The organism is Pyxidicoccus sp. M6 (assembly GCF_055568925.1).
Window position 1 is genome coordinate 12,260,403 of record NZ_CM145714.1, and the last position, 23,753, is coordinate 12,284,155.

Sequence of the window (23,753 nt, forward strand, 5' to 3'; positions counted from 1 at the left end):
AGACGTCACGCTCAGGTCCCGGCGCTGGGCGTGGACGGAGAGGACGGCGCCTGGGGCGCCGAGGGCGACTCGGGCGCCGCAGGCGACTCCGGCGTCGCGGGCGAGGCAGGCGTCTCCGGCGACGCGGGAGTCTCCGGCGTGGCGGGCGCCTCCGGCGCGGGCGCCTGGCCCGAGGGCATGAGCTCCAGGCGGTAGGTTCTCACGCCCGGGGGCAGCACCACCTCGACCAGCGGGTTCTCCTTCAACAGCTCCGGAGATACATCAAACGTCACCACGCCATCCGCGTCGCTCGTGGCCGACAAGCGCCCGCGGGTGTCACCGGCGAGCACCCGGGCTCCCGGCACGGGGCGGTTCGTCGCCGGGTCCACCACGCGCATCGCCACCGTCTTTCCCGCGGCGCTCGCCACGTTATGGGAGTCCGGCTGCACCACGTCCGCGTAGCGGGGACGCAGCGAGCAGGCGGACAGGAGGGCGGTCGAGGCCAGGACAGCGGTCAGCAGCGTACGGCGAAGGCTCATGGGGAATTTCCGTGAGGGGTAGGAGAGGGTGCGGCCGAGCGCGGCAGCATAGCCGCAACGCTTACGGCCGCCAGGGGCATGAACCATCTTCCCTCCTCCACTCCGTCATCTGGCGCGCAGCCACTTCATCCGGAAGAAGGGAGTGCGCCAGGGCTCGCAGGGTGGCCCGCCCATCGGTGCGCCGGGCAGCCCTTCCTTGTTCCCGCCGCCGTCCCAACCTCAAGGGCATCAGCGTGGCCTCACCCTGTCCATGGGAGCTTCGACGCACATGCCTGAATTCATCAAGACCGACGCGGGCAACTCGCCACCTCCCTACTCGCCGGAAATCCACTACGAGTTCGTCCGCTCCGAGCTGCCCCCGGGCGTCACCATGAAGCCCGAGCAGGTCGTCCTCAAGCGGCGCATCTTCGTCACCAGCGTCCTGACGATGTTCATCGCCAGCTTCGTCACCTTCTGGGTTCCCCTCTTCAACGGACTGCTGGGAGGCGCCTTCGGCGGCTACCACGCGGGCCGCATGAAGCGAGCGCTCGCGGCCGCCGCGGTGAACTCCGTCGCGGTGCCGGCCGTTCTCTACGTCCTCTATTTCTTCAGCCACCAGGACTCCGGCCGCTTCTTCTACGGCCTCGGCTTCCAAGGCTTCGTGGTGCTCCACGTCATCGGCACCTTCATCGGCGCGGTGGCGGGCGCGGCGAGCCGCCCGCTCGTGGGTGAATACGTGGGCCGAGAGCCCCTCGCCGTCAGCGCATCTCGAGCCCCAGTGCCAGGCGCCGCTCCGACGTACCGTCCCACCACGTCGACGGAGACAGTGACTCGCGATGAGACGAGGGCGCGAGTGAGCCCTCCCAGCGGACCTGTGCGCGAGGAGTGAGCAGCACGCCGAAGGGCCCTGCCCGTCCCAGCCACCACTCCACCTGGAGTGACGCCCCCGCCTCGTGCGTGACGTGCTCGTCACCCACGCGCCAGGTGGGGGCATAGGCCGCCTCCAACCGCACGGCGTTGGCGCCCGAGCCGGGCAGCCCCGTGCGGTGCGCCACCGAGAAGCGCGGCCCCGCCGCCGGAGCCATGGCTTCCTGACTCCAGTGCATCGTGGCCATCCCGCCCACGCCCACCGCCGTGAAGTGCGAGAAGCGCTCGCCCTCGTCGAGCACCATCAGCGCCTCCGCCTGCACCGAAGCCCGGTGCGGCATCGAGCGCGCCGGGTCCGACGTCACGCGCGCCTCCGCGCCCCAGCCCAGCGAGTCCCACGTGGACTCGCGGAACTGCGGCAGCTCACGCAGCAGCGTGCGGTAGCCCACCAGCGTCAGCTCCGAGGCCAGCAGCCGGGGCACACCCCAGCGCGGCTCCAGGGACAGCTCTCCGTCCAACACGCGCAGCTCGCTGCTCGGCTGGAAGCCGTGAAGGCGCGCATCGCCGAGTGCCTCGGCCATGCCCGCGGTGCGCACGCTCACCACCGGCCTCGCGCCACCGGCCCGAGGGAAGTCCACGCCCAGGCTCACCACCGTGTGCCCCGCGCCGGAGTCGCGCAGCGCGCCCGACGCCCAGGCTGTCTCTTCCCGCACCTTGCGACGGTGGTCCTCGTCGAGGAAGGCCACCGGGTCCACCTCCGCGAACACGCCGTCGTTGAGCGTGCCCTGCGCCTCCGTGGCCTGGATGAAGGCGGCCTCGGTGCGCTCGGCGCGAACCACGATGCGCAGTTCCTCCGGCGAGGGAGGTCGGCGCTGCGCGGTGGCGAGCGCTTCCTGCAGCAACGTGGTGCGGTCCAGCACCGCGAGCTTCCGCTGGAGGGCGTCCTCGTTCTCGAAGATGCGCTGGCGCTCGCGCACACCCGCCTCCGCCGAGCCCCGCACCGGCACCTTCACCGCGAGCAGTTGCTCCCGCTCGATGCGCAGGCGCTCGCCCTCCGCGCGGTCCACGGCGGCGCGCTCCACCCGCACCGCATGGGCCACGTAGGCGTGAAGCCGTCCGCGCACCTCCGCGCGCTCCGCGGACGTGGTCGAGGCGAGCACCGCCCGCACCGCGTCGGGCAGGGCTTCATATGCGGCGCGCCGCACGTCCGGGTCGGGCGACTGGAGCTTCGCGTGGAGCTCGCGGAGCCGTGCGTATTCGGCGGCCCCCACGTGCGCGGCCAGGGTGGACAGGGCTTCTTCACGTGCCTCGTGCGCGCGCAGCGCGCGGTCTCCCGTGGACTCGAAGGTGTCCGGGATGTGCTCCAGCAGCGGGCCCGCGCGTCCGTCTCCGTCCGAGCCCACCACTTCCAAGTGGGCCAGTGTGTCCAGCGTGGCCGTGGGCAGCACCCAGAGCGTCCCGGGCGCGCGCACCTGGCGCCCGCCTTCGAGCGCTCCGTTGAGGAGGAAGAGGAGCGCGCTCGCACAGTTGTCGGTGAAGAAGTAGTAGCCCATGTAGCCACGGCGCTCGAGCTCCCAGACGCGCTCCAGCATCCGCGCCTCCTCGCCGCGCGTGAGGCGCAGGCGGAAGCGGCGGATGCTGCGCTGCTCCAGCTCCAGCGCTTCGTGGGACAGGTCTCCCATCGTCCCGGTGAGGAAGACGGTGTCGTAGCCGCCCGTCATTCCCTTCACGAGGTAGCCCAGCCCCTTCGACTCCATTCCGGTGAGCGCGACGAGCTGCACCACGCGCTCGAAGGTGGGGCCGCGCGGCACCGCGCCCTCGCGCCACACCGGGCGCAGCAGCAGGTGACCGAAGAGGGACTCCGGCTGGCGCCCCGTGGAGGCCACGAGCAGCACCTCGAAGTGCGACAGCGCGTCCAGGTCCGCCCATTCATCGAAGGCCGGGCAGGCGCCTCGCGGCGACAGGGTGCCGAGGCCGGACGCCTCCAACTGCTCCGAGAGTGCTCTCGACTTGGAGAACTCCTGGCAGCGCACCTGGTCGTCCACGGGCAGCGCGTCCGCGCGCAGCGACTCCACGGGGACGAACAACTCCTCCGCGAAGGTGACGAGGTCGAGTGAGGCGCTCCGCTGTCCGAGGGCGCGGCTGAAGGCCCCCACATAGGTGAGGCGTGCTTCCTCCTTCCACACCAGGGGGCGCTCGAAGGGCTTCTGCCAGCCAGAGAGCCGGCGCCACGTGGGCGTGTTGCTCCAGCCGCGTGCGTCGTCCCAGCGCTGCACCACCGCGTGCACCACCGCGCGGCGGCGCCACAGGCGCTCCGACTCCGCCTCCGCCAGCCGGGACAGGCGCAGCGTGGCGCGATGCTCGCTGGACGGCGCGTACCGGTAGAGGTGGAAGCGCGCCCTACCCTCCGTCCAATCGGGACGCTGCGGTGTTCCGTCACCGAGGCCGAGTGGCGATGACTCCTCATGCAGCACCAGCTCCAGCGGGCCTCCAGGAGCATGGCGCAGCGTGGGCGGCAGGGCCTGGAGTCCTGCTTCCACCTCGGTCACCAGCGCCGCGTCCCTCGCCGCCGCGCCGCGCAGCACGACTCCGAAGCTCCGCAATGTCTGCACGCGCGCGGAGAGGTCCACCGGCGCATCCACCGGCACCACCATGCCCGCGCCGTCCACCGTCTCCACGCGCCCGGACGATGTGCCCATCGCCGCCGTGGGCAGCACACACGTCAGGCCGACGAGCCACGCCGCCGCGCGCCTCAACGCGACACCTCCGCTGTTTGCGCTCCTTCCCGTGTCGAGAGGAAGGCACGACGGTCCGCGTCCAGCCTCGGGTCCGCGCTGGCCAGCTCGCCCACGCGCTCCATCCACGCGAGCGCCTTCGCGGGCGTGAGGGTGCGCGCATCCGCCATCATCAGCAGCTCCTGCCGGTGCGCGCGCAGCACGCGGCCGAAGGTGCCCAGGTTCTCCCGGCGGATGTGCGCCGCCGCCGCGAGGTCCTCCACCGTCGGACCCGCGCCCAGCGCCAGGTCCTCGCGAAGCTGGTGTGAGCGCGAGCGCAGGTACACCTGCGCCGTGCGCCCCAGCTCCTTCGGCTCGACGTCCTGGCGGCGCTCGGCCGCCGCGTACGCCTGCCAGATGAGCACGCCGAGCCCCACCACCACCGCCCCCACCGTCACCGCCGACACCACGTTGTTGTTGTCGCTGTGGCTGCTGTTGTCCGAGTGCGAGCGCGAGGCCTCGCCCTCCGCCTTCTCCGTCCCGCTGGAGCCCTCGCTCGAGCCGCCCTCCTCGGAGCTGCGCGAGGTCCGCTCACTGGAGCCACTGCGGCTCTCGCTGGAGCCACCCGCCTCCGAGCTCTTCGACTCCGAGCTGCCGCCCGAGTCCGACTTGCTGGAGGCACCGTCGCTGGAGCCGCCCGAGTCCGACTTGCTGGAGGCACCGTCGCTGGAGCCGCCCGAGTCCGACTTGCTCGAATCTCCCTGGCTGGAGCCGCCCGAGTCCGAGCTGCCGCCCGAATCACTGGAGTCCGCCGCGGCCGAGGCGCCCGTATCCGAGGCGCTGAGGCCCTGATTTCCCATCGCCGCGGGCGTCCTGCAGCCGGAGACGGCCATCACCACGGCCATGCACAGCGCGCACTTCGCGGAGCTCTTGGTCTTCATCCCACTCCTCCTGGGTGTCGTACTTCTCCGCGCGGCCCGGCCGGCGCACGGTCCTGCGTGGCGCGGGCTCAGTGCGTCGCGTGCGCCACCAGCGCGGCCTCGAAGTCCCTCCTCAACTGCGGGTGCTCGCGCACCAGCGAGCCCACACGCTGCATCAACTCAAGCGCGCTCGCGGGGCTGAGCGTGCGCGCGTCCGCCAGCGCCAGCAGCTCGTCGCGATGCGACTTCAGCAGCGAACCGAAGAGAGGGACGTACTCGCGGCGCAGCATCACCACCGACGCCAGCGCCTCCACCGTGGGGCCCATGCCCAGCGCCACGTCCTCGTGGAACTGGTGGAGCTGGATACGCAGGTATTCATGCGACAGCCGGGCGGCGCGAGCCAGATGCGGAGCCACTCCGGTGACGGCGGAATTCCTTGTATCGCGCATCCAGCCCCCTTCGAGAGCACGTCCCCACTTATTGCGTTTGTTCATGCATTGCGGATCGCCCCCCGTAGCCAGCCGCGTGCCGCGCTCGGTAGCGGAGCCGTTTCGCGGCCTTGCGCCACGACGCCGCGCGGCAAGGCGCGAACACCGATTGTCGGAAGTGCGTCACCGCCTACGCGCCAGGGGCTCGGCGGAGCGCTCCTCCACACAAGCGCGAGCGCTTGGATTCATGGGGGGGCGACTCCACCGTTCCTCCAGCGACTTCGTGGAGCCATGTCATGACCCTGGGACTCTCCATCCTCGGACTCTTCACCGCGCTGCTGGCCCTGGCGGTGCTCTTCCCCCCCGGCGAGCCGAGCTGGTTCGGCTTCGGCATCCTCGCGGCGGGCCTCTGCGCGCTCGGTGCCGCCTTCAGTGGTCCGCACCTGCGCACCGCCGCGCCGTGGGCCATCGGCACGGCCCTCTGCATCTGGGGACTGGTGGGCCTGGGCGCCTCCGAGCTCAGCGCGTGGATGGCCTGGGCGACGCTCGCGTTTGGCCTCGCGTACCTGGGACTCGGCTCGCTGCACTTCCTGCGGAGGGTGGTGCCAGCCGAGCGCCTTCCGCGCTTCCTGCGTTCGGCACCCTGACGTCCTTCCGTGCGGCTCCCCGTTCAGGTGCCGACAGCGACCGCCAATCGATGGGACATGTTTGGGAGTGTTCGGCCGGCTCGGCGGGAAAACGGAGCAGCGCGCCGGGCACCCGGAGGTCGAGTACCCGGCGCGCGCTCACGCACCGCGGTAGCGGCCCTCCCCCCCGGGAGCCGACGCGAGAGTGTCCCCGTTATGATGTTCTGTGGTCCATACGGGAAACCCGATGGGTCATGTCGCACCCCGGACATTCGCTCGCGCGAGACGTCCAGGCTCGGACGATTGGGGTTCCCCACGGGGTCGCCCGTGACGAGCGCCCTTGCCTTGGGAGTATACTCGGCAAATCTTGATCCGTTTGAATTCCGAGGAGCAGGGCCTGCTTGCGGACCTGGAGGTCCTCCTCGCGGAGGCCGAGCCCAGTGCGGAGGCCCTTCCGTCTGTGCTGGGTGCGCTGCGTGAGGTGATGAAGGCCGAGCGCGCGGTGGCCTACGGCGTGGATGTGGGCCCCGACCGCAACAACGCCAGCTACTCCCATTGCCTGGGCTTCTCCATGCCGGGGCCCGTCGTACATGGGGTGCTGGACGGTTCCATCTCCGCGGGCAACCCGTGGGGTTGGTTCGATCCAGCCCGGCCCGAGCCGGCGCAGCGCAACCGGGCGCTGCACTTCCGCTCGCTGACGGAGACGGAGGCACAGCGGATGCCGCTGCCGGACCTGCCCGCGGGCGAGGTGGGGCGGAGGCTGGGCCTGAGCGAGGGCGAGTTGGAGACGGTGCGCGAGCGCGCGCTCACCCGCTCCGGCGCGGTGTTCCGGCAGCTCGGCGTGGAGAAGATGGCGTGGCTGCGCACGCTGGTGTGCGAGGGCCCGGCGCTGCTCGGCTGGGTGGGCCTGGGCCGCGAGGAGCCCTTCACCGAGCGCGAGCAGCGGCTGCTCCAGGGACTGACGCCGGCGCTGCAGCGGCGGCTGCAGATGGAGGCGCGGCTGCGCGAGTCGGGGCTTTTGTCCACCGCGCTGGAGGTGGCGATGGAGGCGCTCGGGCGCGCGGCGTGGGTGGTCAGCGCCAGCGGCCGCGTGGTGCACGCCAACAGCGCCGGGCGCGTGCGGCTGGAGCGCGGCGAGCCGGAATTGATTGAGCAGCTCAAGCGCGGCGCCCAGGGCATTCCCTGCTCCGGTCCGCTGACGCTGACGCCGCTGCGGACTCCGGGCCTGCCTTCGCACTACCTCGCCATCGACACGGGCACCGCGTCCAGCGCGGCCGCGCGCGTGCAGGCGCTGTCCGCGCGCTGGTCGCTCACGGCGCGCGAGTCCGAGGTGCTCACACACATCGTCCAGGGCGAGACGAACAAGGCCATCGCCGCGCGGCTGGGTTGCGCGGAGCGCACGGTGGAGGTGCACGTCACGCACCTCTTGAGCAAGGCCCAGGTGGAGAGCCGTTCGGCGCTCATCGCGCGCTTCTTCCAGTCCTCCTGAGCCGCCGCGCGCGTGCCTTAGGATGGGCGTGTGAACGACGACGCCCGCATTCAGGCCGCCCTCACCCGTGCCTCCGAGGCCGTGGCGAAGGGCCCCCACTCCACACCCGCCGATGGACGCCCCCGGAAGCGGAGGCTCGTCATGGGCGACCCGCAGGCCGACATGGGCCGCGTGCTGGCCATCCTCGCGCACCATGACGCGCTGGGGGACGACGGCTGGCTGAAGCCCGACGTGCAGCTCGTGTCCGTGGGAGACCACTTCGACTGGGGCAAGCCGCACGAGCGCGAGTCGGGCGCCATCAGTGCCCTGTCCCTGGTGGCCTGGCTGGCCGCGCACCCGGCGGACCAGGTGGTGATGATTCTGGGCAACCACGACCTGGGCCGCGTGGGAGAGCTGGCGGGCTTCACGGATGCCACGTTCGCCCAGGCGCAGGCGGAGGCCGACCGGGCCTACCAGGGCGGGCACACGGACGAGGCGGTGGAGCGCGAGCTCCTCGCACGCTGGCCGCAGGTGCCCACGGCGGAGCTGGTGGCACGAGACTTCGGCAACTTCCGCGAGGTGCAGCGCGCATGGGTGGAGCACCTGCTGCGAGCGCGGCGCTTCCGCACGGCCTACGCGGCCGGGCCCGGGCTGCTGGTGCTGCACGCGGGCGTCACCCACGAGGACCTGGACGTGACGGGCCTGCCGCGCGAGCGACGGGCAGACGCGGGCGCGGTGGCGGATGCACTGAACGCGGCGGTGGACGCGGCGGTGGACGCGTGGACGGGAGGGCCGCTGGTGGTGCCGGGGCTGCACCGTCCTGGCAACGCGGCCTTCGGCGAGGGCGTGGGCATCTTCTACCAGCGCCCCAGCCTGAAGCCGGAGGACGCGGAGCGCGTGCGGGGAACGCCGCGCAGGCGCTTCGACCCGAGGCGGCTGCCCGCGGGGCTGACGCAGGTGGTGGGGCACACGCGCGACAAGCGCAACCGCGAGCTGCTGGGCTTCTCCACGGCGGAGGCCCGCGATGGGGTGGTGCGCCACCTCGTCACGGATGGAGCGCGCTTGCACTACGCGCACGGAGCACCGCCGCCATCGAGGCCGGAGGAGGCGGTGCTCGTCTTCACCGACGGCGGCATGCGCGAGTGCCCGGTGGAGCAGTACGAGCTGTTCGACCTGGACACCCGCGCCGCCGCTCGCTGAGCGCTACTTCGGCGCGGCCTGCGACTGGGGCTGCGCCACCGTGGCCTGGATGCCGGCGAGCTTCTTCTCCAGTCCGGCCACCGCGCGCGGAGACACCTGCGACGCCGGCAGCGTCTTCGCGAAGGCAATCGCCTCCTCCAGCGTCTTCACCGCGCCGGCCGGGTCCTTGCGCGCGACGTAGATGTCCGCGCGGCCGGAGAGCACCGTCAGGCGGCGGGCCCCCTGCACGCGGGCCAGCGCGCGGTCACTCGCGGCGAGCGCGTCGTCCAGCCGGCCCTGCAACCGGTACAGCGTGGCCAGTCGCGCGGGCGGGTTGTAGTCCTGGGGCAGGTCCTTCTCGCTCTGCTCCAGCGCCGGAATCACGCGCTCGGGCGCGTTCAGCTTCATCGCCGCCAGCATGCGGTGCGAGTCGAACACGGAGCGCGCGTCCGGGTTGGGAGCCTTCGCGGCCTCGCCCTCCAGGTACTTCAGCCACTCCTCGGCGAGGGCCTTCGCGCCGGCCTCGTCCTTCGCCGCCTCACGCGCCTCCACGCGCACCTCGTACAGGCCGGAGCGGTCATCACCCGCCATCTCGATGGCCGGCGGCGCCAGGGCCTCGGCCACCTTCGCCTCCGTCGCGTCGCGCAGCTCCTTCGCCGCAGCGGCGTCCTCGGGCAGCGCCAGCGCGCAGGACAGGCCGAGCAGCGCGCCGTTGGCCCACGACAGCGAGCGCGGCGTCTTCGGCAGCTCCTCCAGCGCCTTGCGCGCGCACGGCTCGTACTGCTTCGCGCCGTACATCGCCGTCAGCAGCGACTCCACCGCGCGGCCCCGGCGGTGCCAGTCGGCGGGTGCCTCGTTGAGGGCCTCGGCCAGCGTCTCGGCGGCCTCGGTGGCGTGGCCCTCGCCGTACAGCGCGTCGCCGCGCGCCAGCAGCGCCTCGGCGCCGGTGACGCCTCCCTTGAAGGCGCGCTCGCCGTCATCGAAGAGCTTCTCCAACTGCGACACCGTGGCGCTGCCGGCGAAGCGCAGGAGCGGCTTCTCCTGGCGCGGGTCGATGACGTACAGCGTGGGCCAGAACTCCACCGGGTACTTCTCCTGGAACGCCGCGTTCGACGTCAGGTCGGTGTTCACCTCCAGCCAGACGAAGCGGCCGGCGTGCTTCGCCAGCGCCTTGTCCGACATGACGTACGCCTTCATGGAGCGACAGGTGTGGCACCACGGCGCCCAGACGTCGACGAAGAGGGGGAGCTCCTTCGCCTTCGCCTCGGCGAGCGCGCGGCTGTAGTCGTCTTCGATGAAGGGCAGCGGAGAGCCGGCATGGGCCTCGTCCGCGGGCGCGTTGGTGTTGGCGGCAGTGCAGGCAACGAGCCCCATCAGGAGCAGGCAGGCGGCGGGAATTCGCATGGAGCCCAACCTAACGCCAACAGCCCAGCTCTGTCCTCGACCGACACCCGCGTGTGCTCTGTCCTGGGCAGCGCGCCGCCTGCATGCTCTGGTGCGCGCGGACTTCCGGTGATGAGAGACCCGTACAGCCTGCGCACCTCCCTCGCGTCCGCCCTGGACGCCCTCCCCGCCCCCGAGCGCTTCCCGGAGGCTCCAGACGCGGACGCCGCGCGTCGCCTCGCCGAGCGCCTGCGCAGGGATTTGCTCCCCCGCCTGGGCTCCGCGGACGCGCCGCTGTTGCTGGTGGCCATCGCCGGCCCCAACAACGTGGGCAAGTCCACCCTCTTCAACGCGCTGGTGGGCGCGGCGCTGTCCCCCGCGCGGCCCGAGGGCGGCCTCACCAAGCAGTGCCTCGCGGCGGCGCACCCGGAGACGTGGACGGGCTCGCTGAAGGACTTCCTCACGCGGCGCTACGACACGGTGCCGGTGCCGTCGGGTGACATGGCGCCGGTGGACCAGCCGGGCCCGGCGGGGCGCCTGTACCTGGTGCTGTCGGACGCGGTGCCGCGTGGGCTGCTCGTCATGGACACGCCGGACTTCGACAGCGTGTACCGCGACAACCGCGAGCGAGCGGAGGCGCTGCTCGTCACGGTGGACGTGCTCGTCTTCGTGGTGAGCCGGCAGACGTACCAGAACGCCGCGCTGGTGGACTTCCTGCGCGCGGCGGTGGGACACGGGCGGCCGTATCTCCTCGTCTACAACGAGGCCACGCGCGAGGAGGTGGCGCGCGGGCACCTGGACAAGCTGGCCTCGGACGTGGGCCATCCGCCGCTGGCGCGCTACCTCGCGCCGCACCAGCCGGAGGTGGAGGCGGGGCTGAAGCCGCTGGCCACCGAGCCGCTCGACGGCAGGCCCCCGCTGTCCGCGCTGCTGGGCCAGGCCGAGCACGCGCGAGAGTTGAAGGCTCGCGCGCTGGAGGCCTCGCTGGCGGACGCGCGCGCGGAGCTGGACGTGGTGGCGAAGGCGGCCGCGCGGGCGGCGCAGGAGCCCGAGCGCCTGCGACAGCGGCTGCGGCACGAACTGAACGGCGTGGGCGCGACGGCGGCGCTGAAGGCGGTACCCGCGGACGTGCTCATCGACGCCTTCCGGGACGAACTGGACGCGCGCAGCCACTTCCACAAGTGGGTGCGGCTGCCCTTCCGGGGGCTGGCCACGGCGCTCACCTACGTCAGCCGCAAGGTGCGCCAGTCCTTCACCGGACCGGAGCCGGAGGGCGCGGAGACGCCGACGCTCGCGGTGGACGAGTCCATGAAGGACGGCGTGCGCAAGCTGGTGGACGCCATGGCCTCGGAGGTGGCCGCGTGGCGCGGCGACGCACAGACGCGCGCGAAGCTGGCGGAGGCCTTCGGCCCGGAGACGCTGGCGAAGCTGGAGGAGCCGCTGGGCTTCGAGCCGCTGCACGCGCACGCGGCGGACCGGGCCACGCTGTACACCTACTGCCGCGAGCTGGTCGCCATGGAGCTGCAGGGCGGCATGCGCGAGGAGCTGCTCCAGACGCTGACGACGCTGGTGTACTCGGTTCCGTCGGGCGCGGCGGCGGTGGTGACGGTGGCCACGGGCGGCTTCGGCCATGACGCGGTGGTGTGGGCGGGAACGCTGCTGTCCACGCCGCTGATGGAGCGCTTCGTGGACCTCCTGGGCGCGCAGGTGCGGGCCCGCGTCACCCGGAAGTGGGCGGACTCGCACGGGGCCACGCTGGCGAAGGCGCTGGAGGCGCGCTTCTTCTCCGGCATGCTGGGACACCTGGATGGCCTCGCGGACGACTGGACGCGCACGGCGGCGCGGCTCGAGGAGACACGGGCGAAGCTGGCCTGAGCGTCCCCGTGCCTCGGATGACGTGCCGCCGGACAGGGTAGGGTTCGCGAGCCCGATGGGAGAAATCGGGTCGGGACGGCAACCTGCCGGGTCCTGCCCTCAACCCCACTCCGCGTGTCCTGTGCCCCCAATCCATTAAGTCGTATCTACGGCCCAGGACTTTACAGGATGGGCTAGCGGGATGCTCGGCGAGCGCGAGAAGTCGTCACTGAAGAAGACGCTGGGCAAGAATGCCCAGGCGGCACGCCTGCGCCAGGCGCTCACCCAGGAGGACGTGGCCGAGCGCCTCGACATGGCGACGGAGGTGTACGGCCGCATCGAGCGCGGACGCGCCTTTCCCAGCATCCCCACCTTCTGGCGGCTGTGCCACGTGCTCCAGGAGTCCGCGGACCGGATGCTGGGGCTCCCCACGGGCACCCTGCCTCCCGGCCCATGGCAGGTGGCCGAGCCACCGCCTCCCTACCAGGAGCACCCGCCCGAGCTGCGCCGCCTCATCCGCACCCTCCGGGGCTTCGAGCCCGACGAGTGGCGCGCGCTGAACAAGTTCCTGGTGATGCTCCAGAAGCAGGCGCGCTGACGCCGCCGGCGCCAGGCAGGCAGGCGGGCACGGGCGAACTCCGTTCGTGCGTGGGCCGCGGCAATGCGCCATGCTGGCGGTGTCATGAACGGCTCGGACCCGGCCTCGCCGGGGTCTTCACCTCCCGTCCTGTCCTTCCGCCACCTGCTGACCGATGCGGTCGGCAGCTTCCTGGACGAGGCCCGCATGACGTGCCCGCAGACGGCGGACTCCATCGGCGAGCTCATCATCACCCTCTCGCGCTACCGCGAGGAGGGCGCCCCGCTGTTCCCCATGGCCTTCGTCTGCGACGACCTGGGGCAGATGCTGGCGCAGCTCGGCGGGCATGACCCCATCGCGATTGGCATCGGTCCCCGCTCGCGGGCCACCGTCCAGCGCGCGCTGAAGCAGTGCGCGTCGCTGGGCCAGGGCCGCTGGTGGGCGCTGTACCTGCTGCGCGTGCCGGAGGGCTTCGCCTACGGCGTCTTCCGCACGGACCCGTTCCCCCTCGCCGAGACGCCGCTGGAGCGACTGCGGCGCGCGGGTGAGGGAGGCGCGGGCGTGGTGGGCGTGCTCCAGCTCGCGGACAACATCCTGGAGCTGCGCGCGTGCGGCGGGCTGTGCCGGCACGTGTACCTCTCGGGCGCGCGCGTGGAGGCGGCGTCACCGCCGGAGGTGCTGGACGAGCTGGCCGAGGCCGTCACGGACGGCGTGGCCACCGCCAGCCGAGAGCGTGCGCGCGGCTTCTTCCGCCGCGTCCTCTTCGAGGTGATGCAGGGCTCGCACGGCACGCTGGTGGCGGTGCTGCCCCGGGAGCGCGCGGGCTCGATGCTCTTCGTGGACGGCATCATCCTGCCGCGCCCGCTGGACGTGGTGGCCCTGCTGGACCGCTACCATGCGGACCCCACGGACGCGGCCGCCACCGCGGTGCGCGCCACGGCGCAGTTGCTGCGCGGCATGATGGCCACGGATGGAATCACCGTGCTCCGCGCGGATGGCTGCATCGTGGGCTACAACATCTTCGTGAGGCACCCGGAGACGCTCACGAGCCAGCCCTCCATGCTCGTCGGCGGCGCGAGGCGGAGGACGTTCGAGGTGCTCTGCCAGGCGCTGGGCACCGAGCTGACCGCCGCGCTCATCCGCTCGCAGGATGGCGACGTGAGCTGCCGCCGGGCGTGAGGGGCCGCGTCAGGTGCTCGGGACCGGCGTGCGGATGAGCACGAATCCGCCCCCCAGCTCTTCGACGCGGCCGGCGCTCCGGGCCTCCGCGACCGACGCCTCCAGGGCGCCCTGCTCGTAGGGAGCGGGGTTGAGCCGGAGGTTGATGAGCATGGGCCACTCCGGATGTCCCCAGCAGTCGTTGAAGAGGGGCCGCAGCGGAAGCTGGTACGGCAGATGGGGATAGATGACCGTCTGGACGCAGATGGGGCCCGTCTCCCGCGCGAGCCGTGCTCGCACTTCCGGGAGCGCCTGGTGGACCTCCATGGGCGGACGGGTGAACCGCGCATAGCCCCGGCCCACGAGCGGGAAGAGCAGGAGCGCGACTCCGAGCAGGGCTTCGCGCCATGCACTGACACGCGAGCTCCGCCCGAGCACCCGCCAGGCCTCCACCAGGCCCCAGAAGAAGAACGGCAGCAACGTCACCGGGTAATACATGCGGTACTCATGCATCACCGGGTACGACGCCGAGCCGAGCAGGAACAGGGTGGGCAACATGGGAGGCACCGCCAGGCGCCCCAGCAGCGGCAGGAACAGGGCCGCGCCGAACATCCGGGACCAACCAGACGTCAGGATGTCGCGGGCCAGGCGCAGGGGTGACCTCGCCATGTTGCCCAGGATTTCAGGAAGCGTTTGCCCGTACTGCCCCCAGAAAGAGACGTAGCTGGGCACGGCGTACGCGGAGCCGCGCAGCATCAGCGGCTGGAAGTACTTCACGTTGAAGACGAAGAGCGCGGCGGCACCGACCACCATGGCGACAGCCGGCTTCCAGCGCGCTCGCTCGAACAGCAACACACCGACTCCGAAGGTGGCGACATACAGCGCCGCGTCTTCCTTGATGGCCAGGAAGGCCAGCAGCGATGGCACCCACCTCGCGGGCCGCCGCTCGACCCAGCCATCCGCGAACAGCAGTCCGAACAGGGGGTAGAGGACCTCGGGCCGGAAGCCTCCATCCATGAGGATCGACGTGAAGGGGTTGGTCAGATACGCCAGCACGAGCAGGACACAGAGCCCGTCGTGGAGCCCTGCGTGCCGGCCCAGGCGCCAGAGGGGATACGCGGCGCCGCCAATCGAAAGCGCCGTCACCATGCACAACAGCAGCGGCCCTTCGAAGAGCCGGTGCAGTGGCATCAACGGGAGCAACACATAGGTGGCGTGAACTCCGAAATGGTTCACGTCATAGATGGGCGAGTACCCCCAACGCCCATGGTTCGAGTTGAACAGCATCCAATCGAAGATGCTGAAATCAACGCCGTTGACCTCGAAGTTGAAGAAGCGCCCGAGCTCGACCGACACACAGAACACGAGTATCGAGAATGCGAAGAAGCGCTTCACGACGACGGGCAGGTGGACCGGCTCGCCACGGTAGAGCCCGTTCCAGGCGACCACGACCGCCAGCACGACGTTGAAGACGGTCTGCCAGTTTCGAAACGCCCCCAGCTCGCCGTGAATCCAGGTCAGGGGCGTGACGAGGCAGAAGACGATGCTGACTGCCATGACGTAGGCCGTCATGGTGCGCTGCAAGGTGGGACGGGGAGCTGCGGGAGCGGCCTGGGACACCGAGGCACTCCAGCAGAGTTCCCCCTCCCCACCAACAACATCCTGGGACGGTTTCCGTGCGGCCTGAACCTGTCCATTCGCGGGCTGCCTGGCGCCGACTGACCGCACCGAGACGATGGACAGGAGCAACCGTCGCCGTCGAGAGTACCGACCCGGATGAACTTCGTTTTTGTCGGCACCAGCAAGGGTGCGCGGGGCACGGAGACGCACCTGGTGTCCCTGGTGCGCGCCCTGGCCCAGGCGGGGCACAACGTCCTCACCGTGGCGCGCCCCGAGAGTTACATCTCCCGTGAGCTCGCGGCGAGCGGCCTGCCCCTGGAGCCCGGCATCTTCCGCAACGCGGTGGACGTGCGCGGAGCGCGCGGCGTGCTGCGCGCGATTCGCAAGGTGAAGGCGGACTGGCTGGTGGGCAGCTTCGGCCACGAGTACTGGCCGCTCTTGATACTGGGCAAGCTGACGGGGACACCGGTGGCGCTGTTCCGGCACCTCAACAGCCGGCTCAAGCCGATGTCCCGCGTGCTGCTGCCGAAGTGGGCGGACCGCTTCATCGTGGTGTCCGAGCACATGCGCTCGTTCATGGTGGAGCAGGGCGTGGCCCGTGAGCGGGTGAGCCTGCTGTACAACCCGCTGGAGATGGAGCGCTTCCGCCCCGACGCGGCGCTGCGGGCGGAGTCCCGGCGGGCGCTGGGCGTGGAGGAGGATGCGGTGCTCGTGGGGTTCGTCGGGGCGCTGAAGCCGGAGAAGGGGGCCTTCCGGCTGGCGGGGGCCTTCAACCAGGCGATGGCGCTGCGTCCCTCGCTGCGTGCACTGTGGGTGGGGGAGGAGTCCGCACACGCGAAGTTGCGGGAGGCGATTGCGCCCGGGTTTCACGGGCGGCACCTCCTGCGAGGTTGGACGGCGGACATGCGGCCGCTCTACGCGGCGATGGATGTGTTGGCCGTACCCTCGGAGTGGCTGGAGCCCTTCGGGCGGGTTTCCATCGAGGCACAGGCCTGTGGCGTCCCGGTGCTCGCCAGCCGGATTGGCGGGCTTCCGGAGACACTTCGCGAGGGGGAGACGGGCTTCCTCTTCCCTCCCGGAGACGAGGCTGCCTGGCGTGACGCGCTCGTCACGGCTGTCGACATGTCGCCGGAGCAGCGACGTACGGCCGGTGAAGCCGGGGCGCGCTTCGTGCGGGAGCGGTTCTCCACCGAACGCATCGCGACGGAGTTCATTGAACTCCTTGGGTCCCCTCGGGTCAGGTGAAGTGCGGGGAACCTGTCACGTTGTGTCGGTGACCTGGCGTGTTCCAACTCGATGAGCAACTACTTGAATTTGCTCTTGTGAGGGGTTTCCAGCAAGCTAGCGCGGTTTTGAGATCCCCCCTGCTCCAGTTCGCGCGTATCGCGCTCACTTTGCTCTCGGTGTGTCTCGTGGCCTCGCCGGCCCTGGGGCAGAAATTGCCGGACGTCACCGTCCTGGGTCCCCCAATAGCGCCTGCGCTCACCAGCAGTGGCCAGGGCCTGTGCGTGGCCTCCAACGTGTGGACGCGGACCCTGGGCGAGTTCCCTACGACGCGCGGCACGTACCTGGATGTCATGAACGGGTACATGGAGGAGCCCGCGAGCAAGCAGAGCCGCGTCACCACGGTGCTCCGCAAGCCGTTCGATTTGTCGAACAACCTCAACGACGGACGCACGCTGAGCTACGGCGACTTCGTCGGTCAGGTCACGGAGCCGGGCTGCTCCACGGGTGGCTGCAGCTTCAACATCATCAACGACAATGATGCGACCACGCCGTTTGTCTCGCGCTTCCGCGGCTTCCTGAACGTCCCCTCCGGGCTCGAAGGACAGCCGCTGCACTTCGGCTTCTACGCGGACGATGCCATCAGCCTCGTCATCTACGACCGGGGCCAGACGTACACAGTCATCAACCGCCCTCCCCAACTGGGCACGCCCACCTGGCGGACAACCAACAGCGTCTCGTTCAACCAGCCCGGCCTCTACGCCGTGGAGATGCTCTACACGCAGGTGGCGGAGCATGCCGCGCTCGAGCTGTCGATGCGGACCGGCACCTTCACCGACTTCGAGCGGGCCGCGAACACGCCACCCATCGTCAACCTCTTCAGCTCGAACTTCCAGCTGCTACAGCCCGCGCAGTTCTTCCAGACCGAGAATGGTCTGCCGTCGTTTCCGGGCAACCTCGACACATGCCAGCAGTGCGCCCGCGCGGACGTCAACGCCCCGAACAACGGTGGCTGTAGCTCCTTCTACTACTGCAACGCCGCTGCGCTATGCGCGCCGTGCAACTCCGCCCTCAAGTGCGGCGAGTCCTGCTCTCCCTGCGGGCTGTCCACGCCCTACTGCACCAACCTCAACGGCCGCACCCAGTGCGTGGAGTGCACCGACGACTCGCAATGCGCCAACGGCCGCTGCGACCTGACGGACAACGTCTGCCGCGGCTGCAATGAAGACAGAGACTGCCCCAACGGCCGCTGCGACCTCTCGGACAACACCTGCCGCGGCTGCAACGACGACGGCGACTGCCCCGACAACGGCCGCTGCGACACCACCACCAACCAGTGCACCGGCTGCAACGACGACAGCGACTGCCCTGGCGCAGTGTGCGACGTGGACAACGCCACCTGTGTCGAGTGCGTCACCGACGACAACTGCCCCGGCGACCAGGTCTGCGACACCGCCACCCACACCTGCCAGGAGTGCAATGACGACTCGCAGTGCCCGCGCGGAGAGATCTGCTCCAACCACGTGTGCACGCCCTGCACCACCAACGACTCATGCGCGGGCAACTCCTGCAACTGCTGCCCCAATGGCACCCAGTGCGCGGCCCCGACGCCCGGCGCCACTCCGTCCTGCGTCGAGTGCACCTCCGACAGCCAGTGCGCCACCGGCCAGAAGTGCGACCCGCTCAACGGCCGCTGCGTGGACGAAATCCCCGAGTGCAACACCGCCGATGCCTGCGGCCCCGGCTGCGCCAAGTGCCCCGGCGAGCGCCCCTACTGCCTCGACGGCGAGGTCTGCGTCCAGTGCCGCAACGACTTGGAATGCGGCGACGGCCAGTTCTGCCTCAGCGGCGAGTGCAGCACCTGCACCACCGACCGGCACTGCGGCCCGCGCTGCGGCGCCTGCGAGGGCGACACGCCCTTCTGTCTCTCCAACGGCTCCGTCCAGGGAAGCGCCTGCGTGGGCTGCCGCGACAACGAGGACTGCGGCAGCGGCATCTGCAACCCCACCACCCGCACCTGCGAGAACGCCGGAGCTTGCGCGGTGACGTGTGAGCAGGGCCTCGTCTGCAACGGCGAAGCCTGCGTGGAGTGCTTCGCCGACGCGCACTGTCCCTGCGGCGGCACCTGCGACCTCGACACCAACACCTGCACCGAGTCCTGCAAGGACAGCGGTGACTGCCTCGGCGTGCAGTTCTGCTCCGCCGAGACGCAGGAGTGCGAGCGCGGACGCCGCAAGCCCGGCACCAAGCCCCAGGGTGGCGCCTTCTGCTGCGGCACCACCGCCGATGCCACTCCCGCTGGCAGCACCGCCTTCCTGGTGCTGGCCGCCGCGGGCCTCATGCTCCTCCGGAATCAGCGCCGCGCCCGATGAAGCCCTCGCACCTGTCGCTCCTCCTCCTGGCGCTGGGGTTGTCCACCGCCGCCACCGCCCAGCCGGACACGCGCTTCAACATCCAGCTCTTCCGCCCCTCCGCCACGCCGCAGGACCTGGTGGTCGTGCAGCAGTCACGCCCGCTGTCCCATCTCACCGTGGCCGGAGGCCCGTACTTCAGCTACTCGGTCAACCCGCTCACGCTGGTGCCCGAGGGCGGTGACGTGGGGAAGATTTCCCTCGTCGGCAACCGCCTCCAGCTCGACGCCATGGCCACCGTGGGCCTCTTCGACTGGGCCGAGGTGGGCGTGGACATGCCCCTCATCCTCGCGCAGGGCGGGCAGAACCTGGAGGTCATCGGCACCGAGGGCTCCGTGGAGAGCTTCGTCCTCGGAGACCTGCGCCTCACCGGCAAGCTGGCCATCCCCGGCCTGCGCCGCCCCGCCGAGGGCAAGGGCTTCGGCGCCGCGCTGACGCTCAACGTGAGCTTCCCCACCGGTGTGCAGGAGGCGTTCGCCGGCGACGGCGAGCTGACGTGGGCGCCGGGCCTCGTGCTCGACTACCGCTTCGGCAACGGCATCCTGCTCGCGCTCAACGGCGGCTTCTGGAAGCGGCCGGACCACGTCTTCGAAGGCGCGTCGGTGGGCGACATGATGCCCTTCGGCATCGGCACCGAGGTGCCCATCCTCCGCGGCAGCGGCATCACCGCCGTGGGCCTGGTGCACGGCGCGGTGGGCCTCGACAAGCTGCCCGACGAGCCCCGGCAGGTGCCCGCGGAGTTGCTCATCGGCCTGCGCTGGTACAGCTCCACCGGCCTCACCTTCACGTTCGGCGGTGGCGCGGGTTGCGGGTGCTCGCTCGCGTCGCCCAACCTGAGCTTCTTCACGTCCATCATCTGGATTCCGGCGAAGACGCGCGAGTGGGAGGCGCTGGAGCGCTTCAAGGACCCGCCGGAACCCACGCCTCCGCCCCCGCCGCCGGTGGACCCGGATGGTGACTCGGTCATTGGCGAGGGCGACCTCTGCCCGGACATCCCCGGCCCCGTGGGCAACTCGGGCTGCCCGGACACGGACCGCGACGGCGACTCCGTGGTGGACCGGCTCGACAAGTGCCCGGACCAGCCGGCCGGCAAGCGCGGACGCGACGGGTGCCCGCTGGCCCGGCGCGACGGGAGCAAGATTGTCATCCTCGAGCAGGTGAACTTCGCCACGGACCAGGACGTCATCCTCTCCGAGTCCTTCCCCATCCTCGAGGAGGTGGCCCGGGTGATGAACGAGAACAAGGAGGTGGACCGCATCCTCGTGGAAGGCCACACCGACTCGCGCGCGAGCGACGCGTACAACCTGGACCTGTCCAAGCGCCGCGCCGCCAGCGTGGTGCGCTTCCTCATCGAGAGCGGCGTGGCGGCGGAGCGGCTGTGCTCGCAGGGCTTCGGCCGCAGCCGGCCGCTGGCCGACAACGAGACGGAAGAGGGCATGGCGCTCAACCGCCGCGTCGAGTTCACGATTCAGCCGCCGAGCGACGGGCCCCGCCCGCCGTGCCCGGACGAGCTCGACAAGAAGCTCAAGCGCGGGCGCCCGAAGGCGCAGACTCCCAAGGCCCCGGCACCCGCCACGGCTCCGAAGAAGTAGCTGTCAGCGGAGGGCCTCTCCTCGCGATGAGGGGGAGAGGCTCACGGCGAGCCTCCAGGCCGAGGCGAGCCTGACGGGCCAGGCACGCGGTGGCGCGCAATTCATCCCTGGGGACGCCACGCCACCCGCCCGGAGCCCTGGGCAAGGAGGGCGGAGACGTGAGGCTGGAGACCTGCTCGAACGGGTCAGCTCACCGGTGGCGGTGAAGCGGTTGACGGGCCGCCCACCTCCGGCTCCCGGGCGTGCTCCCCTGCCTTGCCGCTCGCCGACATCTCGACGAAGAGCATGTTGGGTGCGCTCATTCTCGCAGCCTCCCCCACTCCCGGCCGTAGTCGTCCATCTCCTGGAAAATCATTCCATCGCATTCCGCGTCGAAGATGTCGTCGGCCAGGTCGTCACGGATGATGACAAGATTGCTCTTTTCCTTGAGTCGGAAGAGCTTCGCGTCGGACGGGATTCTCGATTCGTCCAGTGCCAGTCGGAAGAACGTGAAGACCTGGTCCGGCCGGATGGCCGAGGTGTCGAACTTCGACTGCTGACGGTCCACACACTCGACGGTGCCCACGATGTTCGCGATGAAGTAGGGCTCCTGGACAAGGCGGCCCTTGTGGTTGCGGATGTGCACGGGAAGGAACTCGATGTTCGCCCCGGACTTCCCCTCCAGGACGTGTCTCAGCTTCTCGGAGACGATGAGCAGATGGAGCGTATTAGGAATGGAGTCCGCCAGCCGGATGCCATAGTCATCATCGAGATGGAAGACCGTGTCCGTCGGGAACCAGGACTTCACCGACACGCCCTCGTTCAGCAGATACGAGTCCATGCAGTGCATGAGAAAGTCTGAATCCTTCGTTATCCAAGCAAAGGAGTCGTCTTCATCATTCCTGACCCAGGGATAGTATTTCAGCTTCACGTTTCTGCCTTTCAGAATGGGGCGCTCCAAAATCAACGCTTCGCCCGTGGCTGTTTCTGTGCCTTGGGAGGCTTCATCTTGACCAACTCGTTGATGTTCGCCCCGGCCCCCAGTGGACGGTGCTCACCGAAGGCCACGACGTACTCCCAGTACCGCTCCTGAAGTTTGAGAAGCTCCTTGGGGATGGATTCCGGCGGCTTCCAGTTCTCGCACACATTGCCAAGCTGGCTGCGCACCAATCCTTTCAGCTGCACGCAGTCATCCTTCACCTGCGCGGTGTAGTCTTTATGGAAGTCGTAATGACACGGCAGCCGGTGCACGTTGCAGTAGCGCAATGCTCGCTTCTTCCACGTCTCCTCGTTCTCCCGCCGCGCTTCCGTGCTCAATCCATTCCACACCTCGGAGCCGGACTTGTCGCCGCGCTTGAGCAGGTACACCTCGACCGCCTGTGAGAACCCCGGCAGGAAGATGATGTTCTTGCCGTTGTTCACGTCGTAGGGCACGCGCTTGAGGATTTCGAGCTCGTCCTCCGTGAATACCTCCTTCGGGCTGAAGACCTCGCACGGCACCAGGTGGTGGGCGATGTTGGAGTAGGGCTCCTGCCCGGTGGTGAAGCACACGAAGTGGTACAGCGCCGCGTGCGCCGGACTGTGTTTCAGGACGCTCCTGGCGCGCGGGGACACGTCGTAGTGCTGGAGGTACTCGATGATTTTCGCGTCGTTGTCATAGACGCGCGCCCGCTTGCTCGCGTTGGCCGCCAGCTCGGCCCTCCCGTTGTCGCGGTAGTCCGCGCTCCGCCCCAGCCGGGCCCGAATGGGCATGCTGCTCAGGATGTGGCTTCCTTCGTCGGCCATGGCGTTCAACTCCTGAAGCTCACGCGACTCCCAGGTGGACGGCGGCCACCCGGCCAGAGTCCGAAATGGAGCTGGAGACCTGCTCGAACGGGGTCAGCTCGCGCGGGCGAGGCCGGGCATGAAGAGGTGTTCAGCCTGAACCGAGAGTCCGCGCCGCTCGGCCAGGCGAAGCAATGCGAGCCCCTCCACGAAGACGAAGCGTTCCGTCTCGGAGTGCTCGTCCTTCACGCTCCAGGACTTCGCCTTGGCCTGGAAGTAGCGCTCGCGCTCCTCCAGCAATGCCTGGAGGGCGTTGTCGAACCCCTCCTGCGCGTGGGCCAGCAAGGCGCGGCACAGGTCGAGGCGCGGCGAAGGCTCGCCCTCCATCACCCGCTCGAAGGCGTCGAGGGAGTCCTCGGCCTCCGCTCGCTGTGATTCATCGCCGGCCACGAGCCGGCCGAGGAAGCGCGCGTAGTGGAAGTCGTCTTCGTATTCGTCCCGCCGGACATGCGCGGTGAAGGAGAGACGTGCGATGTCCCGGGCCAGTTCGTCGGCGCCGGCCGCGAGCGCGTCACACAACGGGCCGTAGTTGCCGGTGGCGGTGAAACGATTGACGGGCCGTCCCTGCTGGTGGGCGAGCTGGAGCAGTCGGCGCCGAGCCTCACCCGAGCGTGTGAGGTGCTGACGGAAGGCGGGCCCGTCCGCATACGCCAGCAGGCGGGCAATGCCGGCGGCGCGGGCGTAGCGGGAGAGGTGGAAGAGGATGCGCTCCACTTCCTCTGGTGGCCGGTGCCCCACCTCCAGTTCCCGGGCGAGCTCCCATGCCTTGCTGCTCGCCGACATCTCGACGGCAAGCATGCTGGGTGCGTTCATTCTCGCAGCCTCCCCCACTCCCGGCCGTAGTCGTCCATCTCCTGGAAAATCATCCCATCACACCCGGCACGCAGAATGTCTTTCCCGAGGTCTTCACGAATGATGCTGAGGTCCGTCTGCTCCTTGAGGCGGAAGAGCTTCGCGTCGGACGGGATTTTCGATTCGTCCAACGCCAGTCGGAAGAATGTGAAGACCTGGTCCGGCCGGATGGCCGAGGTGTCGAACTTCGACTGCTGACGGTCCACGCATTCGACGGTGCCCAGGATGTTCGCAATGAAGTAGGGCTCCTGGACAAGGCGGCCCTTGTGGTTGCGGATGTGCACGGGGAGGAACTCGATGTCCGCTCCGGACTTCTCCTCCAGGACACGTTTCAGCTTCTCGGAGACGATGAGCAAGTGGAGCGTATTGGGAATGGAGTCCGTGAGCCGGATGCCGCGGTCGTCATCGAGATGGAAGACTGTGTCTGTCGGGAACCAGGACTTCACCGACACCCCCTCATTCAGCAGATACGAATCCATGCAGTGCATGAGGAAGTCCGAATCCTTCGTTATCCAAGCAAAGGAGTCGTCTTCATCATCTTCGACCCAAGGATAGTATTTCACGCACATTCCTCCATGAA

At 69.8% G+C, this 23,753-nt stretch carries 19 protein-coding genes; 9 read left to right on the forward strand and 10 right to left on the reverse strand.

Annotated elements, in window-relative coordinates; translation table 11 throughout:
* Positions 1–11 precede the first annotated feature (11 nt).
* The 4 genes from ACVTJA_RS48405 to ACVTJA_RS48420 form a co-directional block, all read right to left on the reverse strand.
* Positions 12–518, reverse strand: coding sequence for a hypothetical protein (locus ACVTJA_RS48405; RefSeq protein WP_465831166.1), 507 nt, complete (start codon positions 516–518; stop codon positions 12–14).
* A 737-nt stretch (positions 519–1,255) separates the two neighbouring features.
* On the reverse strand, positions 1,256–4,120 hold the full coding sequence (locus ACVTJA_RS48410; protein WP_465831168.1) for an Lnb N-terminal periplasmic domain-containing protein: 2,865 nt from the start codon (positions 4,118–4,120) through the stop codon (positions 1,256–1,258).
* Entirely contained in the window at positions 4,117–5,019 is a 903-nt protein-coding gene (locus ACVTJA_RS48415; protein WP_465831170.1) for a hypothetical protein, read from the reverse strand. The genes ACVTJA_RS48410 and ACVTJA_RS48415 overlap by 4 nt, the downstream gene beginning before the upstream one ends.
* 68 nt (positions 5,020–5,087) lie before the next feature.
* Positions 5,088–5,447 (reverse strand): hypothetical protein, encoded by a 360-nt coding sequence (locus ACVTJA_RS48420; RefSeq protein WP_465831172.1) that lies wholly within the window; start codon positions 5,445–5,447, stop codon positions 5,088–5,090.
* Positions 5,448–5,722: 275 nt separating this feature from the next.
* On the opposite strand from ACVTJA_RS48420, the gene ACVTJA_RS48425 reads away from it, so the two are divergent.
* The 3 genes from ACVTJA_RS48425 (at position 5,723) to ACVTJA_RS48435 (ending at position 8,720) form a co-directional block, all read left to right on the forward strand.
* Positions 5,723–6,073, forward strand: coding sequence for a hypothetical protein (locus ACVTJA_RS48425; RefSeq protein WP_465831174.1), 351 nt, complete (start codon positions 5,723–5,725; stop codon positions 6,071–6,073).
* 346 nt (positions 6,074–6,419) lie between these two features.
* Positions 6,420–7,541 carry a LuxR C-terminal-related transcriptional regulator gene (locus ACVTJA_RS48430; RefSeq protein WP_465831176.1) on the forward strand — a complete coding sequence of 374 codons (1,122 nt, stop codon included), beginning with the start codon at positions 6,420–6,422 and terminating at the stop codon, positions 7,539–7,541.
* A 30-nt stretch (positions 7,542–7,571) separates the two neighbouring features.
* Entirely contained in the window at positions 7,572–8,720 is a 1,149-nt protein-coding gene (locus tag ACVTJA_RS48435; protein WP_465831178.1) for a metallophosphoesterase, read from the forward strand.
* 3 nt (positions 8,721–8,723) lie between these two features.
* On the opposite strand, the gene ACVTJA_RS48440 is transcribed toward ACVTJA_RS48435, so the two are convergent.
* Positions 8,724–10,103, reverse strand: coding sequence for a thioredoxin family protein (locus ACVTJA_RS48440; protein ID WP_465831179.1), 1,380 nt, complete (start codon positions 10,101–10,103; stop codon positions 8,724–8,726).
* Between the two features lie 111 nt (positions 10,104–10,214).
* On the opposite strand from ACVTJA_RS48440, the gene ACVTJA_RS48445 reads away from it, so the two are divergent.
* From ACVTJA_RS48445 to ACVTJA_RS48455, 3 genes are all read left to right on the forward strand, one after another.
* The gene (locus ACVTJA_RS48445) at positions 10,215–11,957 is read left to right on the forward strand and encodes a GTPase (RefSeq protein ID WP_465831181.1); all 1,743 of its coding nucleotides are present in this window, start codon (positions 10,215–10,217) and stop codon (positions 11,955–11,957) included.
* 181 nt (positions 11,958–12,138) lie between these two features.
* Positions 12,139–12,534, forward strand: coding sequence for a helix-turn-helix transcriptional regulator (locus tag ACVTJA_RS48450; protein WP_465831183.1), 396 nt, complete (start codon positions 12,139–12,141; stop codon positions 12,532–12,534).
* Between the two features lie 84 nt (positions 12,535–12,618).
* The gene (locus ACVTJA_RS48455; protein WP_465831184.1) at positions 12,619–13,692 is read left to right on the forward strand and encodes a hypothetical protein; all 1,074 of its coding nucleotides are present in this window, start codon (positions 12,619–12,621) and stop codon (positions 13,690–13,692) included.
* Between the two features lie 9 nt (positions 13,693–13,701).
* Here the strand turns inward: ACVTJA_RS48455 and ACVTJA_RS48460 are convergent, their stop codons facing one another.
* Positions 13,702–15,243, reverse strand: a complete 1,542-nt coding sequence (locus ACVTJA_RS48460) for a DUF2079 domain-containing protein (RefSeq protein ID WP_465831186.1) — start codon at positions 15,241–15,243, stop codon at positions 13,702–13,704.
* A 204-nt stretch (positions 15,244–15,447) separates the two neighbouring features.
* Between ACVTJA_RS48460 and ACVTJA_RS48465 the strand changes: the two genes are divergently transcribed.
* The 3 genes from ACVTJA_RS48465 (at position 15,448) to traB (ending at position 20,518) form a co-directional block, all read left to right on the forward strand.
* Positions 15,448–16,536 (forward strand): glycosyltransferase family 4 protein, encoded by a 1,089-nt coding sequence (locus tag ACVTJA_RS48465; protein WP_465831188.1) that lies wholly within the window; start codon positions 15,448–15,450, stop codon positions 16,534–16,536.
* Between the two features lie 167 nt (positions 16,537–16,703).
* Positions 16,704–18,887, forward strand: coding sequence for an outer membrane exchange protein TraA family protein (traA, locus tag ACVTJA_RS48470; protein ID WP_465831189.1), 2,184 nt, complete (start codon positions 16,704–16,706; stop codon positions 18,885–18,887).
* The gene (gene traB / locus ACVTJA_RS48475) at positions 18,884–20,518 is read left to right on the forward strand and encodes an outer membrane exchange protein TraB (RefSeq protein WP_465831191.1); all 1,635 of its coding nucleotides are present in this window, start codon (positions 18,884–18,886) and stop codon (positions 20,516–20,518) included. The genes traA and traB overlap by 4 nt, the downstream gene beginning before the upstream one ends.
* Before the next feature lie 298 nt (positions 20,519–20,816).
* On the opposite strand, the gene ACVTJA_RS48480 is transcribed toward traB, so the two are convergent.
* The 4 genes from ACVTJA_RS48480 to ACVTJA_RS48495 form a co-directional block, all read right to left on the reverse strand.
* Positions 20,817–21,428 (reverse strand): imm11 family protein, encoded by a 612-nt coding sequence (locus ACVTJA_RS48480; protein ID WP_465831193.1) that lies wholly within the window; start codon positions 21,426–21,428, stop codon positions 20,817–20,819.
* Between the two features lie 32 nt (positions 21,429–21,460).
* The gene (locus ACVTJA_RS48485) at positions 21,461–22,282 is read right to left on the reverse strand and encodes an AHH domain-containing protein (RefSeq protein WP_465831194.1); all 822 of its coding nucleotides are present in this window, start codon (positions 22,280–22,282) and stop codon (positions 21,461–21,463) included.
* A gap of 93 nt (positions 22,283–22,375) precedes the next feature.
* Positions 22,376–23,134, reverse strand: coding sequence for an Imm49 family immunity protein (locus tag ACVTJA_RS48490; protein WP_465831195.1), 759 nt, complete (start codon positions 23,132–23,134; stop codon positions 22,376–22,378).
* Complete coding sequence (locus tag ACVTJA_RS48495) at positions 23,131–23,736, reverse strand: imm11 family protein (RefSeq protein WP_465831196.1); 606 nt, start codon at positions 23,734–23,736, stop codon at positions 23,131–23,133. The genes ACVTJA_RS48490 and ACVTJA_RS48495 overlap by 4 nt, the downstream gene beginning before the upstream one ends.
* Positions 23,737–23,753: the final 17 nt, after the last annotated feature.

Excerpts from the sequence above, each read along its gene's own strand:
- ACVTJA_RS48405 (WP_465831166.1), bottom strand. The coding sequence starts at position 518 with ATGAGCCTTCGCCGTACGCTGCTGACCGCTGTCCTGGCCTCGACCGCC.
- ACVTJA_RS48415 (WP_465831170.1), bottom strand. The coding sequence starts at position 5,019 with ATGAAGACCAAGAGCTCCGCGAAGTGCGCGCTGTGCATGGCCGTGGTG.
- ACVTJA_RS48420 (WP_465831172.1), bottom strand. The coding sequence starts at position 5,447 with ATGCGCGATACAAGGAATTCCGCCGTCACCGGAGTGGCTCCGCATCTG.
- ACVTJA_RS48425 (WP_465831174.1), top strand. The coding sequence starts at position 5,723 with ATGACCCTGGGACTCTCCATCCTCGGACTCTTCACCGCGCTGCTGGCC.
- ACVTJA_RS48440 (WP_465831179.1), bottom strand. The coding sequence starts at position 10,103 with ATGCGAATTCCCGCCGCCTGCCTGCTCCTGATGGGGCTCGTTGCCTGC.
- ACVTJA_RS48445 (WP_465831181.1), top strand. The coding sequence starts at position 10,215 with ATGAGAGACCCGTACAGCCTGCGCACCTCCCTCGCGTCCGCCCTGGAC.
- ACVTJA_RS48450 (WP_465831183.1), top strand. The coding sequence starts at position 12,139 with ATGCTCGGCGAGCGCGAGAAGTCGTCACTGAAGAAGACGCTGGGCAAG.
- ACVTJA_RS48455 (WP_465831184.1), top strand. The coding sequence starts at position 12,619 with ATGAACGGCTCGGACCCGGCCTCGCCGGGGTCTTCACCTCCCGTCCTG.
- ACVTJA_RS48460 (WP_465831186.1), bottom strand. The coding sequence starts at position 15,243 with ATGACGGCCTACGTCATGGCAGTCAGCATCGTCTTCTGCCTCGTCACG.
- ACVTJA_RS48465 (WP_465831188.1), top strand. The coding sequence starts at position 15,448 with ATGAACTTCGTTTTTGTCGGCACCAGCAAGGGTGCGCGGGGCACGGAG.
- traB (WP_465831191.1), top strand. The coding sequence starts at position 18,884 with ATGAAGCCCTCGCACCTGTCGCTCCTCCTCCTGGCGCTGGGGTTGTCC.
- ACVTJA_RS48485 (WP_465831194.1), bottom strand. The coding sequence starts at position 22,282 with ATGGCCGACGAAGGAAGCCACATCCTGAGCAGCATGCCCATTCGGGCC.
- ACVTJA_RS48490 (WP_465831195.1), bottom strand. The coding sequence starts at position 23,134 with ATGAACGCACCCAGCATGCTTGCCGTCGAGATGTCGGCGAGCAGCAAG.